The following is a 14,321-nucleotide window of genomic DNA, read 5'->3' as shown; positions in this document are numbered from 1 at the left end:
TATGGCGTTGAATGCGATATCGGAATATATTTCTTCTTGGCAGAAAGCATAAGCTGAGCTTACGCTTGAGGAATGCAGCCTCATCGTATTCCGTCCCTGAACTGGCTTCGCGTCTTTGATGCCGCGGCACGGCACCAGAGTTTTGCGTCCGCTGGGCGTGAATTGAACATGTCGGCCGCCGCTGTCAGCCAGCAGATCCTTGCGCTAGAGACCTATCTCAAGAAGCCCCTGTTCCTGCGCAGTGCCAACAAGGTCAGGCTGAGGCAGGAAGGCAACGAATTTCTTCCTACCGTTCAGGTTTCCCTCCGGGCCATAGAGGCGAAATCCGCTGCACTGTTTCCCAGACGGGATGTGGAGCGCGTCTCTCTTGTTGCCAGCCAATTGATGGCGATGAGCTGGCTGCCGCGGCGCTTGTGCGAGTTTGAAAAAAACCATCCTTCCGTGCGGGTGGATGTCATTATCGAAGACTCCCAGAGGCACCGGGAGCCGGATCTTGCCATCCGTTTCGATTATGCCATGTCGACGCGGGAGCATCCGGGATGGCTGATGGGGATCAGCCATGTTGTTGTGGGTCAGCCGCAGGATGTGGAGCGGATCACTTCGGCAAATGATGTCGTCGGTTTCAAGCTGCTTGACGTCAGGTCACATGCGGTCGGGTGGAACACGTTGCTGGCCCGCTATCCCGGGCTTTCCGACGAGCCTTCCCTGATGGTGGAATCGGTGGACATGACCCCGCTGGCGCTCATGATGGTCAAGGAAAGTTCGGCTCTGGCCCTTGTTCCCTGGCCTGCGTCCCAGAATCTGGTTAAAGCGCTGGGGCTGAGTGTCTGCACTGTTCTCCCTGCTATTTCAGGGTTGGGGAATTACTATATCGAGCAGTTTTCCGGTCATGGTGTCCGGCCGGTTATCAGAACGCTGTTTGAAGCGCTGCGTCAGTCCAGCCGAAATTCCTGACAAACGGGCACAGGACGATCCCGTGTAACAGTGGTCGCTTGTGCTGATGATCCGTATCCTCCAACAAGACGGAATGACTGACTTTTCTGCCGGACCCCGTGCGTATCTCAGACGTCTTCTGGCGTCTCCCGCATGGGGGGCTTCTGCTCTTCTGCTTGCGTCGCTTACAGGGCTTGTTCTGGCGAATTCACCATGGGCCTCAGCTTATGCTGGCCTGACGACATTTCCTTTGCGGCTTTCCTGGCTGGGAGCGGGCGGTCCGGGGACAGTTGGTGCATGGGTATCGGACGGGCTGATGAGCCTGTTCTTTCTGGTGGTTATTCTTGAGATCAGAAAGGAAGTTGTCTCCGGGCATCTCTCGTCATTCCGCCGTATCGCCCTTCCGCTCATCGGGGCGGTGGGTGGGATGATCGTGCCTGCCTTGATATATCTGCTGGTAACATATGGGCATCCGGAGGCGGTCCGGGGTTGGGCTGTTCCGGTTGCAACGGATGCCGCGTTTACGCTGCCGATCATTCTGGCTCTTGGCAGACACGTGTCTCCGGGGGCCCGAGCCTGGCTGATGGCACTGGCCATTTTCGACGATGTTCTGGGGATTATGGTGATTGCCCTGTTCTACGGGCACGCCCTGTATTGGCCGGCGATGGGTGCCGTCATGATCCTTACGGGAGCGCTGATCGGGGCGAACAGGGCCGGGATCATGAACCTGTGGAATTATGGGATCGGGGGCGTTCTGCTGTGGATCGCGCTGCGGTATTCCGGTCTGCATCCGACACTTGCCGGGGTTGTGACCGGGCTGTGTCTGCCTGCGGGTGTGTCCGGACGGGTTGTGGGAGACGCGTCTCCGCTTGAGCGGGTAGCGGCTGAGCTGGGACCTTTCGTGACCTGGGGTGTTCTGCCGCTGTTTGGCTTCATGAATGTGGGGGTGTCGCTGACGGGTTTCCGTCCGGAAATGATGCTGAAGGCTGTTCCGCTGGGGATCATGGCAGGGCTTGTGATCGGCAAACCTCTGGGCGTTTTTGGTGCGACATGGATCGCGACAAAGTTGAAAATTGCCGACCTTCCGGTCGCAACATCCACGAGGATGATTTTTGGTCTGTCGCTGCTGTGCGGGATCGGATTTACGATCAGTCTGTTTATTGCCGGGCTGGCTTTTCCCGCGCCGGACCTCGCATCTTCCGCCAGGCTGGGCATCTTTGCCGGCTCTGTTTTTTCTGCGCTGGTCGGCTGGTTGTGGCTGCGGTTTTCCATGAACTATGCTTCATCCGGGGCCGCGACAGGATGAGTTGAGGCAACACTTGTCGGCTTCGATGGTTGATCATGGCAGAGGTGCTGACCCCTGAAAGCGCCAGAACTCTTTTGGAGTACTGTTTCATGCCTGATCATATTCTTCCGCAATCGCAGGATCACCAGCCCGGTCTTGAAGGACTGATGCAGCCTAAGGCCATTCATATCCGGCCTGATTATCGTGGAAGCGGTAAGCTTGAGGGAAAGAAGGCCCTGATCAGCGGTGGCGATAGCGGGATCGGACGTGCTGCGGCTATCCATTTCGCTCGTGAGGGTGCGGATGTGGCGATCCTCTATCTGGAGGAGCATGAGGATGCACAGGAGACTGTTCGGCTCATTGAGAAGGAAGGGCGCAAGGGGCTGGCCATTGCCGGTGATGTCTCTTCCAGTCAGGTCTGCAATGATGCCGTCGCACGCACGGTGGATGAGCTGGGCGGTCTCGATATTCTCGTCAACAATGCCGGCGTGCAGATTGTCGAGGAAGACATCGAAGCCATCTCTGATGAGGAATGGCAGCGCCATATGGACACCAATATCAACGGCTATTTCTATCTCGTCCGGGCGGCGCTTGCGCATCTGAAGAAGGGAAGCGCCATCGTCAACACGTCATCCATCAATGCGTTTGCGGGAAACAAGGCGCTTCTGGCCTATTCCACGACCAAGGCGGCGGAGATGGGGATGACGCGGTCTCTTGCGCTTCAGCTGGTGTCGAAGGGGATCCGGGTGAATGCCGTGGCGCCGGGGCCGGTCTGGACGCCGCTTCAGCCGGCGAGCTGGGGTGTCGTTGATCCGCAGTCCGTGGCCGATCTAGGCAAGGATACGCCGATGGGGCGTTGTGGTGATCCGGCCGAGCTTGGTCCGGCCTATGTCTACCTGGCGAGCGAAGATGCGTCCTTCGTGACAGGACAGACGCTGCATGTGAATGGCGGTATGATCATTAACGGCTGAGGATGTTTCTCTGCGCCTCTTCCGGCTGGTGTGTCGGAAGAGGTTTGGGGATCATCAGCTTCCGGGTGTGATGGGCAGGCTGCGGTGGCGCTGGCCCGTGGCATGGAAGATGGCGTTGGCGATGGCGGCGGCTGTTCCGCACATGCCGATTTCGCCCACGCCCTTGACCCCGAGCGGGCTGACTTCCCGGTCTTTTTCCTCGACGAAAAGAACCTCCATGTCCGGAATGTCGGCATGGGCCGGGATGTGATACTCGGCGAAATTGTGGTTCATGAAGCGGCCGACGCGTTCGTCCATCAGGGACTCTTCGTGAAGTGCCATGCCTGTTGCCATGACCATGGCGCCACGGACCTGACTGGCTGCAGTTTTGGGGTTCATGATGCGACCGGCCGCGACAGCATTGACCAGCCGTGTCACGCGGACAATGCCAAGTTCCTCATCCACGCGGACCTCGCAGAAGACCGCGCTGTGTGTGAAGCGGGCTTTTCTCATCTGGCTGATGGTGCCGCGCAGGCCCGGCTTTGCTGTTTCCTCGACTTCGAGCTTTTCCTGACCTGTCAGGGACAGGGCTTCGGAGAGGGACAGTCTGAGGTTTTCATCTGCGCCTTTATCCTGAAGAAATCCGTCCTTTAGCACTGTGGTCTTGTTCGACAGTCCTTCCGTCAGCCAAGCGGAAATGTTTCCGCTTTTGCCTACAGCCTTAAACAGCTTCTCGCGCAGGCTTTGGCAGGCGAGCCAGACGGCGGCGCCTGCGGAGGCGGCTGTCCATGAGCCGCCTTCCGTCGGGCATTCGGGAAGGGTTGAATCGCCCAGTTCGATATCGATCATCTCGATAGGGATTCCGAAGGTTTCCGAAGCGGTCTGGGCCAGGATTGTGTAGGTTCCGGTTCCGATATCAGAGGCCGCAGTTGCGATGTGCAGGCGTCCGTCTGCGGTCAGTGTGGCGCGGGCCGAAGTGGGGGAGAACATCGCGTCCCAGATGCCTGTCGCCATGCCCCAGCCGATCAGCTCTTTTCCGTCACGCATGGTTTTCGGGGCCATTGGGCGGTTGTACCAGCCGAACCGTTCTGCGCCCTCATGCATGGCCTCTTTCAGCGCCTTGCTGGTCAGGGGCATGTCATGCATGGCGTCGATGTCGGAATAGTTGTGCAGGCGAAAGGCCAGCGGGTCCATGTTGCAGGCATAGGCCATTTCATCGATGGCCATTTCAAAGAGATTGACGCCCGTGGCGGCTCCGGGAGCACGCATGTCGCTGGAAGTGTAGGTGTCACGCGGGGCGACTTTGTAATCGGCCGTGGCGTTGGGGCATTTGTAGTTGATCAGGCCCCAAATCACGAGATTTTCCATGTTGTGCTCAAAGCGCGACGTGTCCGTTACGCCATCGACGATCATGGACTGCAACGTGCCATCCGGCTGCGCGCCGAGCGCGATGTCCATGACGGCTTCCGGACGGAAGACATGGGTGAACATCTGCGGGCGTGTCAGGGTGATCCGGACCGAGCGCTTGAGCATTTTTGCGCCCAGCGCTGCGAGGAAGACGTTGTGCTGGGCGCGCAGGCCGGAGCCGAATGCTCCGCCGACATAGGGATTGCGCACGCGGATCTGATCTTTTGAAAGAGACAGGGCGCTGGTCAGATAGGCTTGGACGGCCTGCGGACCCTGTGTCTTGTCCCAGACCGTGAAGCTGCCGTCATCTTCGGCGAGGACGGTGGTTGCGTGCATCTCCATGGGATTGTGATGTTCGGGGGCGAGGTGGTAGCGCCCTTCGACCTTGATCGGGCTGAGGGCATAGGCCTCGGCAGCGTTTCCGCGTGATTTGGGCGGGACATAGTTGCTGCGGGTTTTGCCCGGCATGTATTTCTGGTGCAGGGACGCTTCGAAATCCGCGTTATGCGGCCAGCGTTCGTAATCCACTTCGAGGAGCATGGCGGCTTCACGGGCGGCTTCGAATGTCTCTGCCAAAACAACGGCAACGGGCTGACCGTTGAAGCTGATTTCCGCGTCATGCAGTGGTCTGTAGGGAGAGCCGGGGACGCTCAGACCATCCATGTAGGATTTTTCAAAAAGCGCGCTGTGGGGGCGGTTGAGATGCGTCATGATCTCCACCACACCCGGCACTGCGCGGGCGGCCTCATCCCGGATCGCCTCGATCCGGCCGCGGGCGATGGGGCTGTTGACGATGAAACCGTACAGCATGCCGGCAGGATGGGGTTCGGCGGCATAGCGGGCCTGTCCCGTCACCTTGGCAAGGCCATCGATCCGGGAGACGGGCTGTCCGATTTTTGCTGAATGGAGGGTCATACCCGGGTTCTTTCAGAAAATGGTCTTTTGCGTCTGGGACTGGGGCGTGCCTGCAGAGGCCTGCGAAAGGGCGCGGATGATCACGCGGGGGGCCAGCTTCAGTTTTGCGGCGTTATCTCGATCAGTGACAGCACCTTGCAGCAGGCATTCGGCAGCGTCGCGGAACAGGGAGGGGGACGGCGCTTTCCCCTCAAGGAGGGCTTCGGCCTCCGGGACGCACCAGGGTTTTGTGCCGACGCCACCCATGGCGATGCAGGCCTTGCGGATCGTGTTGTTTTCCATCTGTAGCCCCGTTGCGACGGAGACGATGGCGAAGGCGAAAGACAGGCGGTCGCGGATCTTGAGATAGGTGTGATGGGGGCCGAAGGAGATCGACGGCAGATCGATGGACGTGACGATTTCACCGGCACGCAGGATGTTGTCCTGCCAGGGCGTGTCTTCCGGGAGGCGGTGATAGTCGCGCATTGGAACGGTGCGCTCACCTTCGGGGCCTGTGAGATTCACTGTCGCGTTCAGGGCCGCGAGGGCCACGCACATATCGGATGGGAACGTGGCGATACAGGCATCGCTGGTGCCGAGGATGGCCATGATCCGGTTACGGCCGCCTTTGGCGGAACATCCCGTACCGGGGGAGCGCTTGTTGCAGGCCATGTCCGGGTCATAGAAATAATGGCAGCGGGTGCGCTGGTTCAGGTTTGCACCGTTCGTGGCCCTGTTGCGGATCTGTGGGCTGGCACCGGCGAGGATGGCAGAGGCCAGAAGGGGATAGCGCTCGGTGACGAGCGGATGGGCCGCCGTGTCGGCATTGGTGGCGAGGGCGCCGAGGCGCAGGCCACCATCCGGGCGTTCCTCGATCTGGCTCATGGACAGGGCACTGAGATCGACGACATGTTCGGGCCGTTCGACGTCCGATTTCATCAGATCAATGAGATTGGTGCCGCCGGCGAGAAAGCGCGTGTGGTCCGGTGTGTGGCAGGCGGTATCGAGCGTGTCGGGGCGGGAATAGGAGAACTGTCTCATGCGGCTTCTCCGGCCCGGTCCTGCTGTTGCTGGGCGATGACCTGCTCGATGGCATCGAGGATGCCGTTATAGGCGCCACACCGGCAGAGATTGCCGCTCATGAATTCGCGGATTTCCTCGCGGGTGTGGACATGTCCTTCTTCCATAAGCGCTACCGCTGACATGATCTGGCCCGGTGTTCAGTATCCGCACTGAAACGCATCCTGATCGAGAAAGGCCTGTTGCATGAGGTGCATCTGTCCGTCCCGGCTCAGACCTTCGATCGTTGTGACCTCGGCATCGGGGATCGAGACGGCGAGGATGAGGCAGCTTTTGACCCGCCTGCCATTGACGAGAACGGTGCAGGCGCCGCACTGCCCGTGATCGCAGCCCTTCTTGGTTCCGGTGAGGTCCAGACGTTCCCGGAGCAGGTCCAGCAGGGTGACGCTGGGTGGGATATCGACGGTGCAGGGCTCTCCATTGATCTGGAGGCGACAGGGGCTGGTGACGGACACATCAGTCGTTGGAAATTCGCTCCGTTCAGCGTCATTTTTGCAGGTATGTCGAAGTGTAAGAGCAACGCTGGCGGCAAGTTTCATGCTGCTCCCGATAATTCGGGGACACGGAAGTGTTGTCAGGCTGAAGAACCGGGCGGCGACTGCGGGCGGGGGCTGAAAAAGCATTTTTCTTTCAGCGGCTTCGTAACGTGAGTGGGATCTGGCCGTTTAATATCGAAGCGGCCGGGTTTCAGTACCCGTGCGGCGTGTCAGAAAATTTTGATGGGAACCAGTGTGACGGAAAACAGAGCGCAGACCCGACACCGGAAGGATGATCTTTCCCTCGACGGACTGAGCTTTCTTCTTGCGGATGTTCAGGACAATCTCGGGAACTTCCTGACTGCTTTCCTGACGATACAGACCTGGCCTTCCAGCCGGATCGGGGCCGCCATCGCTGCGGGCGGGCTTGGGGCCGTTCTGGCGCGTTTCATAGGGGGCTGGGCGCTGGATATTATTGCCCGTCGCCGTCTGATGATGGCTCTGTGCTGTGTTGTAACGTTTGTGTCTGTTGCGATAATGGCTTGGGTGCCGCTGTTCTATCCCATTGTTGTGGCGCATTTTATTGCCGGTGGGGCGGGGGCTCTCTTTACGCCCATTCTGGCAGCCATCAGTCATCATACGGCAGGGGCCAGGGGTTATATCGAACGGATGGGGCGCAATGAGTCCTTCAACCATCTGGGCAATGCGTCTTCCGGCTTTCTGATGAGTCTTCTGGGGCGCATGATGGGGCCGGTGGCGCCGTTATGGGGTGTGGGAGGGCTTGCAGCGGTCAGTCTTCTCCTGGTTGGTGGGTTTTCGTCGCGGGCTGACGAGCCTTCGGGCCAGTCGCGGGAAGCGGCGTCTGTGCGTGAGACGCTGCATGCCGTTATGAGCCTGCTGTCCGAGCCGCGACTGGCCGTTTTTCTGGTGACGTATCTGCTGTTCAATGTGGCCAATGGCGCGGTTGTTCCGCTCATGATCGAGCGTTATGCCTTTTACCATCTTGGTAATCCGGCAGATGTGACGGCCATCTGCATTGTTGTGGCCCAGATAACGATGGCGCCGGTCGCACTCCTCGTGGGCAGAAAGGCGCCGCAATGGCCTCGCAAGCCGCTTTTTGTTCTTGCGCTCGCTTTGCAGCCTGTTCGTGACGGGCTGATAATTCTGAGTGCGGGCTGGCCGACGCTGGCTCTTGTTCAGATCCTAGACGGGTTGTCTTCGGGCATTATTCTGGTGCTATTTTACGCCATTCTCTCCGATATCGCTTCGGGAAGCGGCCGGCGCAATCTGCTGATCGGGCTGGGTCTGGCGCTGGGGACCATCGGAGCGCTTCTGTCCAACCTTGCGGGCGGTGCACTGGCATCGGCTTACGGGTTCAGTATGACCTTCACGATCCTTGGTCTGACGGGGGCGGCCGTGGCCTGTCTGTTTGCCTGGGGGATGCCGGAAACCCATCCTCATGGTTCCGATCCGGCCTGATGTGCGGCGTCCCGGGTTGCCTGCCCTCGAAAGAGTGACCAAGAAACGGAGTTCGACTGCGCATCCCTGACCGCTTGCCAGACGTTGCGTGTGCTGGCTGACGCGGAAGGATGCTCGGGCATGTTGAATTCAGGTCGGGAGATCTCCTGCGAAGGCCTTGCCGTGTTTCAGGACAGGCTTCAACGCCTGTTTATGGAGTGGAAGGCCAGGCCGTTCCGATCTTCGGAGGATATGTTTCCTGAGGAACTGCTCGCTTCTCTAAGGAAAATCGGTGCACTGGATGCGTTGCTTCCTTTCGAAGACGGAGGGCTTGGTGTGGCCAGTTCGCCGGCGGGACGTGGTGCGCTCCTGACCCTGTTGCGACGGACCGGGTATCTCAGCCTTTCCCTTGGCCGATGCCTTGAGGGGCATGTGAATGTCATTCGCCTTGTTGCGCTTTATGGCAGTGCAGATCAGCGCAGGAAATTGGCCCGGATGCTTAAAGGCGGAGTTCTGGCAGGGATATGGGTGACGGATGGCGATCCCCCTGTGACGATCCAAAAGGAAAGCGACGGCTACAGGCTGTTTGGGATCAAGGGGTTTTCCAGCGGTGTCAGTCAGGTCGGGCTGGCGTTGATTACAGCGACAACCGTGGATGATGCGTCGGTCATGGTGCTTGCTCCGACCACCGATCCCAGTCGCAGGCGACCGGGACCCGGAAAACTGACGGGCATGCAGGCGAGCGGGACCGGTGCCTATGATTTCACTGATCTGCTTGTTTCAGCCGAAGATATTCTTGGATCGGCAGGCGATTATCTGCGACAGCCCGAGTTTTCTGCCGGAGCCTGGCGCGGATCGGCCGTTGCTCTCGGGGCCATGGACCGGCTGGTGGATCTGCTGCGGCAGGAGCTTGTGGCGCGGGGGCGGGCGGATAATCCGCATCAGCTGTGTCGCATCGGAGAAGCGCTTATCCTTCAGAAAACGGCGGCGCTCTGGACCGGGCAGGCCGCTCAGGCGGCGTATGGGGAGGCGGAGGTGAGTCCGGAAGAGATTACAGCGACCGTCAATCTTGCGCGGCTGGCGGTTGAACGGGCTGCTCTGGAGCTGATCACGCTTGTGCAGAGGGGGCTGGGTCTTTCGGCTTTTGTGAAGGGAAGGGCCGTCGAACAGGTCATGCGGGATCTGGCGACCTATCTGAGACAGCCGGCGCCGGATGAAGCACTGACTGATGCTGCGGGCTGGTTCGTCAGCCATGACTGGCCGGAGGATGTCGCATGAAAATCGAAGAGATGCTGAGGCATTTTACCAGTTTCCCATTTGCGTCTCTGGATGAGATTGCGCCCGGTACATCGCTTGTGCTCTCACCGCATCCGGATGATGAGAGTCTGGGATGTGGGGGCTTTATTGCCAGTGCTGTTAGCGAAGGACGGCCGCCGGTGGTGGTGATTGTTTCCGATGGATCGGCGTCTCATCCGGGGTCTGTGTCCTGGCCACCGCAGCGACTGGCGCAGTGCAGGCAGGAGGAAAGCCGGGAGGCTGCGGCTGTGCTGGGTCTGCCTTCCGAACGGTTGCTGTTTCTGGGATTTCGGGACACGGCGGTGCCGAGTGAAGGCAGGGGGCTGGATGATGCCTTGCAACAGTTGGCCGGGATTGTCAGGCGTTATGACTGCAGCACGGTTCTGGTGCCCTGGCGGTATGATCCGCACTGCGATCACGAAGCTGTCTGGATTATGGGGCAGGAACTGAAAGCTTTTCTGCCGGATCTCAGGATACTGGCTTATCCGGTTTGGGGCCTGACACTTCCGCCTGATATGGAAATCGATGAGTCGGTCCCGATGGGATGGCGCCTTGATGTGCGGGATTTTCTGGACAGGAAACGCAAAGCCGTTGAGACGCATCGGAGCCAGAGAGGTCTGGTTGTGGAAGACGATCCGAAAGGTTTTGTTTTGCCGGAACATCTTCTGGGAAAAATCATCCAGCCTTATGAAATCTTCATCGCGTCATGAGCCGCGAAACGTGGAAACCGGAGGTTTTCGAGCGCCTGTTTCAGAGCAGTTCTGATCCGTGGGGGTTCGAGAGCAGTTCCTATGAGCAGCAGAAACTGGCGAGGGTGCTGGAGTGTCTTCCAGACTGCCCTGTTTCATTTGCTGTTGAACTTGGATGTGCGATCGGTGTCGGTACGCTGGCGTTGGCGCAGCGTTGCGGGCGGGTTCTGGCTGTTGATGCGTCGGAAAATGCCCTGTCCATTGCGCGGCAGCGATGTGGGGCACAGGACCATGTCACGTTCCTCAGGGCATTTCTGCCTGTGGATTATCCTGTTGCAGAGGCTTCGGGCTGTGATCTCGTCCTCATTTCAGAGGTTCTGTATTTTCTGACGGCAGAAGATATTCAGCGCCTTGCCGTCATGGTGGCGGAAAGCCTTGTCCCTGCAGGGCATATCCTTCTCGTAAACTGGACGGGAGAGACGGATACGCCCTGTACCGGTGACCAGGCGGCTGAGCATTTCATGCAAATCTGCCGTGAGGCAGGCTGGCAGTCTGATCTGTCAGAGCGTGGAGAGGGATATCGGATTGACCGGCTGTGCCGGTCTGCAACCCTTCTGGAAAGCGGCATTTCAGCTGACGGAGGACATTGAGGACACGCCGGGCGCGTTCATGATGTCTGGGAAGGTCCTGACGACGGATATGGACGAGCGGCATGTCCGGATAGGACTGCATAGGAAATGAATACTGATCTGCATTCCAGTAAGCTTGTTCCCTGCGGATCCGCAGCAGGCGTCTTGAGACCGGCTCGAAGGCATCATCAATATATTCGTCCTGCGTGATCAGGCGCCGGGCCAGTGTTTCCGCCATGCCGCCCTGGGCCCGTCCCTGAAGGCGTGCCGAGACATATACACTGACTTCCAGATCATGCCGAACCGGTATCCCGTTGCGTCGCAGGGCCTGATAAAATGCTCTGTCCTCGCCAGAGGGAACGTGCGGAATGCCGCCGGTCCTGCGCCAGGCCTCATGCGTGACGGCAATGCTCGCACCGGAATGTTCCTGATGCCGGGGCCAGGGGTCATGCGCTTCCGGACAAAGTATCAGCCCAATCTGTTCGAGAAGTGCACCGTAGGCTCTTTCAGCCTGTTCATCTTCATGCAGATGAAGCGGAATTTTGCTGTATTCCTCCGGCATCAACAGAACCCGGCCGAAAACGGCTTCGGCGGGATAATGTGCGAAAGCCGCAAGCGTGTTTTCGATCCAGTCGGAGGCAACTTCGCTGTCGGCATCCGTTGTGAAAAGAATGGCATCGGGCGATGCTTCTCTGGCAGCATAGGCCATGGCGTCACGTCGTGCCAGACCGGCACTGGCCAATGCCGGGTCATAGGAGACCGCGACGATGTCCAGTTCAAACGGAAGTCTGTCGATCAGGGAACGTGCCCGGTTACAGGTATCGTCTGTGGTATTGTTGACCCATAGCACAACCTTGTCCGGGAGGGTTTTCTGGGCCGCCAGTGCAAGAAGGCATGGAGCAATATGCTCTTCCTCATTGCATACAGGGATTGCGACAATTCTCTGCTTTTTCCACACCGTGGAATGTCCACGAATGGATGCGAGGCCCGATCTGAAAGCTGAAAGAGCCCGGTCAGCAAAATGGGAGACGCTTCCATGTTCAGGGCCGAACTTTGCTGTAACGGGGGTGTCTGCTCGTCCGTTCATCATTGCCAGATACCTGCCTTCAATGACCCATCGGGACCTGTGCGCGGTGGGCCGGCTTTTCCGGAGAATGTGTGTTCTCGGGGGTGTCTTCCTCAGGCGGTTCGTCAATGACCGGGCTTTTGTCGGGATAAGGATCAAAATGTTCCCGTTCATCAGGAGAGCCGGGAGCTTTTGTCGGATTTCTGGGATGGTCGTTTTGTGAGAAAGGCATTGTCGCCTCCATGAATGAGACGACTCAATGGCTGGAGACGGCAAGAGTTCAGATCACTTAAAAAAGACAGAACTCTCCCGTCATGATGGTTGGGGTTTACCGAGTTTTCCGTTCAGAAACTGGGCTTCTCCGTTGCCGAAGGACCAGTCGGCATCGGTGTTTTCGACGTAATTCACCATGACGTCACTGGGCGCGATACCGCATTTTTGCTCCAGCGCTTCGGTCAGTATGCGGAAAAAAGCCGTCTTTTCCTCAACGGTGCGCGGGCGCGTTGTGATCGAAATGATCATCACATTATCGGTGCGGGGGATGCCCAGTCCCGTATCCTCGATCCGCACACGACTTTTCTTGTGTTCATGAACAATCTGGTAGCGGTCCCGGGGCGGCACATGAAATGCGTCGAGTACGGCCTGATGGGCCGTATCAAGAATGGCGGCCAGTTTGGTTTCGGAACGGCCTTCCAGCATGTCAAAGCGAATGAGGGGCATGGCGTGTCTCCTGTTTTCAGGCAATAGAAACCGAAATTCAAAATGACGACGCATCTGCCCATTCAGGAAGTAAATTAATTCTGACTTTCTTGGGGTGTTTATTGGGATGATGCGGGGAACTTTCGGCAGAAAGCGCATCTAAAATCTACTGAAACGTGCGGTGATTTACACGGTCTGATCTGATTTCGCCTTTTTTTCTCTTTCGACTGAATGGGCATACTGATCCCCCCACGTCTTGAGCGCCTGAATGACGGGTTTCAGGGTCTTTCCCAGTTCCGTCAGCCTGTATTCGACATGCGGCGGTACAACCGGGAACACGGTTCGCGATACGAGACCGTCTGCTTCCAGTTCCCGGAGCTGGTTGGTCAGCATCCGCTGTGTGACATTGGGCAGGCGATGACGGAATTCGCCAAAGCGCAGTACCTGATCCTCAAAGAGATGATAAAGGATCAGCGCTTTCCACTTCCCGCCGAACAGTTCGAGCGTGGCTTCGACTGTGCAGCTTGGACTACAGTCTAGGATCGTGTGACGTGTTCGCGGCATGGTATCATTCCTGACACTAATGGCGGTTTATGTGCGTTCTTGCGTGGCAAAGTCAACGGGACAATCTTGAATGACAGAATCAAAAGGATGGTGCTGTTTTCAATTCGGCCTGATCACCTGCTTTCTTCCTCACGACAACACATAGTGGGAAAGAAGTCCCTGGCTACAGTTCCTGTTATTTCACGAAGAGGAAAAGCCGACATGATCGTCTATCAGACTCTCAATCCGACAACGGAAAATGTCGAACGCAGCTTTGATCTGCATACGCCAGCACAGATGAAAGAGATTACGGATCGCGCCGATCAGGTCTGGAAAACGGACTGGAAGCTGCGGAGCATTGCAGAGCGTAAGAAAGTGGTGTCCAGGGCCGCTGATCTGCTCCGCAAGGACCGTGAGCTTCATGCCCGATTGATTGCCACGGAAATGGGCAAGGCACTCTCTGACGCGCTTGAGGAAATTGATGTTACGGCCGACATCCTGTCTTTCTATGCAGATGGGGCAGAAGAATTTCTTGCGCCTACAACGCTTAAGGTGAAAACGGGACGGGCGAAGATCATCAATCAGCCGCTGGGGATCATTTATTGTATCGAACCCTGGAATTTCCCGTATTACCAGCTTGCCCGCGTTGCAGGACCAAATCTCATGGCGGGGAATGTCGTCATTGCCAAACACGCCCCGAACGTGCCGCAATGTGCCCTCGCATTTGAAAATCTGTTTCTGGATGCCGGTGCCCCTGTAGGCGCCTATACCAATATCTTTCTGGATAACGACCAGTCCGCCGAGCTGACGTGCCCCCCGGAAATGTAACCATTTAAAAGTAGAGTCCGATCGAGAAGGATACGGACGGATGAAGCGCAGTCGTTTTACGGAAGAGCAGATCATAGGGATCCTGAAG

General features: G+C 58.0%; 11 protein-coding genes and 3 pseudogenes. 8 read left to right on the top strand and 6 right to left on the bottom strand.

Annotated features, from left to right (window positions below; translation table 11 throughout):
- The first annotated feature begins 72 nt into the window (after positions 1–72).
- The 3 genes from HKD24_RS12295 to HKD24_RS12285 all read left to right on the top strand — a co-directional run bounded on the left by HKD24_RS12295 (position 73) and on the right by HKD24_RS12285 (position 3,189).
- The gene (locus tag HKD24_RS12295) at positions 73–954 is read left to right on the top strand and encodes a LysR family transcriptional regulator (RefSeq protein WP_194260542.1); all 882 of its coding nucleotides are present in this window, start codon (positions 73–75) and stop codon (positions 952–954) included.
- A gap of 73 nt (positions 955–1,027) precedes the next feature.
- Entirely contained in the window at positions 1,028–2,239 is a 1,212-nt protein-coding gene (gene nhaA / locus HKD24_RS12290; protein WP_194260541.1) for a Na+/H+ antiporter NhaA, read from the top strand.
- A gap of 89 nt (positions 2,240–2,328) precedes the next feature.
- Positions 2,329–3,189 carry a glucose 1-dehydrogenase gene (locus tag HKD24_RS12285; RefSeq protein ID WP_228124379.1) on the top strand — a complete coding sequence of 287 codons (861 nt, stop codon included), beginning with the start codon at positions 2,329–2,331 and terminating at the stop codon, positions 3,187–3,189.
- Between the two features lie 54 nt (positions 3,190–3,243).
- On the opposite strand, the gene HKD24_RS12280 is transcribed toward HKD24_RS12285, so the two are convergent.
- The 3 genes and pseudogenes from HKD24_RS12280 to HKD24_RS12270 all read right to left on the bottom strand — a co-directional run bounded on the left by HKD24_RS12280 (position 3,244) and on the right by HKD24_RS12270 (position 7,004).
- Complete coding sequence (locus HKD24_RS12280; protein ID WP_194260540.1) at positions 3,244–5,490, bottom strand: xanthine dehydrogenase family protein molybdopterin-binding subunit; 2,247 nt, start codon at positions 5,488–5,490, stop codon at positions 3,244–3,246.
- A 12-nt stretch (positions 5,491–5,502) separates the two neighbouring features.
- A complete protein-coding gene (locus tag HKD24_RS12275) occupies positions 5,503–6,510 on the bottom strand; it encodes an FAD binding domain-containing protein (protein ID WP_194260539.1) in 1,008 nt (335 codons plus the stop codon).
- A pseudogene (locus HKD24_RS12270) lies at positions 6,507–7,004 on the bottom strand ((2Fe-2S)-binding protein). Before HKD24_RS12270 ends, HKD24_RS12275 begins: the two are co-directional and overlap by 4 nt.
- A 264-nt stretch (positions 7,005–7,268) precedes the next feature.
- On the opposite strand from HKD24_RS12270, the gene HKD24_RS12265 reads away from it, so the two are divergent.
- From HKD24_RS12265 to HKD24_RS12250, 4 genes and pseudogenes are all read left to right on the top strand, one after another.
- Positions 7,269–8,504: an MFS transporter gene (locus tag HKD24_RS12265; RefSeq protein ID WP_194260538.1), complete on the top strand. Its 1,236-nt coding sequence runs from the start codon at positions 7,269–7,271 to the stop codon at positions 8,502–8,504.
- Between the two features lie 120 nt (positions 8,505–8,624).
- Positions 8,625–9,761: an acyl-CoA dehydrogenase family protein gene (locus HKD24_RS12260; protein WP_194260537.1), complete on the top strand. Its 1,137-nt coding sequence runs from the start codon at positions 8,625–8,627 to the stop codon at positions 9,759–9,761.
- Positions 9,758–10,489 (top strand): PIG-L deacetylase family protein, encoded by a 732-nt coding sequence (locus HKD24_RS12255; protein ID WP_194260536.1) that lies wholly within the window; start codon positions 9,758–9,760, stop codon positions 10,487–10,489. Before HKD24_RS12260 ends, HKD24_RS12255 begins: the two co-directional genes overlap by 4 nt.
- Positions 10,486–10,914: pseudogene (locus tag HKD24_RS12250) on the top strand (class I SAM-dependent DNA methyltransferase); the annotation flags it as partial. The gene HKD24_RS12255 and the pseudogene HKD24_RS12250, both read left to right, overlap by 4 nt.
- 73 nt (positions 10,915–10,987) lie before the next feature.
- Here HKD24_RS12250 and HKD24_RS12245 read toward each other — a convergent pair.
- The 3 genes from HKD24_RS12245 to HKD24_RS12235 form a co-directional block, all read right to left on the bottom strand.
- On the bottom strand, positions 10,988–12,187 hold the full coding sequence (locus HKD24_RS12245; protein WP_228124378.1) for a glycosyltransferase: 1,200 nt from the start codon (positions 12,185–12,187) through the stop codon (positions 10,988–10,990).
- 288 nt (positions 12,188–12,475) lie between these two features.
- Positions 12,476–12,883: a tautomerase family protein gene (locus HKD24_RS12240; RefSeq protein WP_194260564.1), complete on the bottom strand. Its 408-nt coding sequence runs from the start codon at positions 12,881–12,883 to the stop codon at positions 12,476–12,478.
- A gap of 165 nt (positions 12,884–13,048) precedes the next feature.
- Complete coding sequence (locus tag HKD24_RS12235; protein ID WP_194260534.1) at positions 13,049–13,426, bottom strand: winged helix-turn-helix transcriptional regulator; 378 nt, start codon at positions 13,424–13,426, stop codon at positions 13,049–13,051.
- A 201-nt stretch (positions 13,427–13,627) separates the two neighbouring features.
- Here HKD24_RS12235 and HKD24_RS12230 point away from each other — a divergent pair.
- Positions 13,628–14,212 (top strand): annotated as a pseudogene (locus HKD24_RS12230) (aldehyde dehydrogenase family protein); the annotation flags it as partial.
- Positions 14,213–14,321: the final 109 nt, after the last annotated feature.

The sequence above is a fragment of the Gluconobacter vitians genome (genome assembly GCF_015244565.1).
Taxonomy (GTDB): Bacteria; Pseudomonadota; Alphaproteobacteria; order Acetobacterales; family Acetobacteraceae; genus Gluconobacter; species Gluconobacter vitians.
Note: the sequence above shows the minus strand (reverse complement) of the source record. Positions and strands in the feature narration are given on the sequence as shown.

Excerpts from the sequence above, each read along its gene's own strand:
- HKD24_RS12280 (WP_194260540.1), bottom strand. The coding sequence starts at position 5,490 with ATGACCCTCCATTCAGCAAAAATCGGACAGCCCGTCTCCCGGATCGAT.
- nhaA (WP_194260541.1), top strand. The coding sequence starts at position 1,028 with ATGACTGACTTTTCTGCCGGACCCCGTGCGTATCTCAGACGTCTTCTG.
- HKD24_RS12235 (WP_194260534.1), bottom strand. The coding sequence starts at position 13,426 with ATGCCGCGAACACGTCACACGATCCTAGACTGTAGTCCAAGCTGCACA.
- HKD24_RS12295 (WP_194260542.1), top strand. The coding sequence starts at position 73 with ATGCAGCCTCATCGTATTCCGTCCCTGAACTGGCTTCGCGTCTTTGAT.
- HKD24_RS12265 (WP_194260538.1), top strand. The coding sequence starts at position 7,269 with ATGGGAACCAGTGTGACGGAAAACAGAGCGCAGACCCGACACCGGAAG.
- HKD24_RS12255 (WP_194260536.1), top strand. The coding sequence starts at position 9,758 with ATGAAAATCGAAGAGATGCTGAGGCATTTTACCAGTTTCCCATTTGCG.
- HKD24_RS12240 (WP_194260564.1), bottom strand. The coding sequence starts at position 12,883 with ATGCCCCTCATTCGCTTTGACATGCTGGAAGGCCGTTCCGAAACCAAA.
- HKD24_RS12275 (WP_194260539.1), bottom strand. The coding sequence starts at position 6,510 with ATGAGACAGTTCTCCTATTCCCGCCCCGACACGCTCGATACCGCCTGC.
- HKD24_RS12245 (WP_228124378.1), bottom strand. The coding sequence starts at position 12,187 with ATGATGAACGGACGAGCAGACACCCCCGTTACAGCAAAGTTCGGCCCT.
- HKD24_RS12285 (WP_228124379.1), top strand. The coding sequence starts at position 2,329 with ATGCCTGATCATATTCTTCCGCAATCGCAGGATCACCAGCCCGGTCTT.
- HKD24_RS12260 (WP_194260537.1), top strand. The coding sequence starts at position 8,625 with ATGTTGAATTCAGGTCGGGAGATCTCCTGCGAAGGCCTTGCCGTGTTT.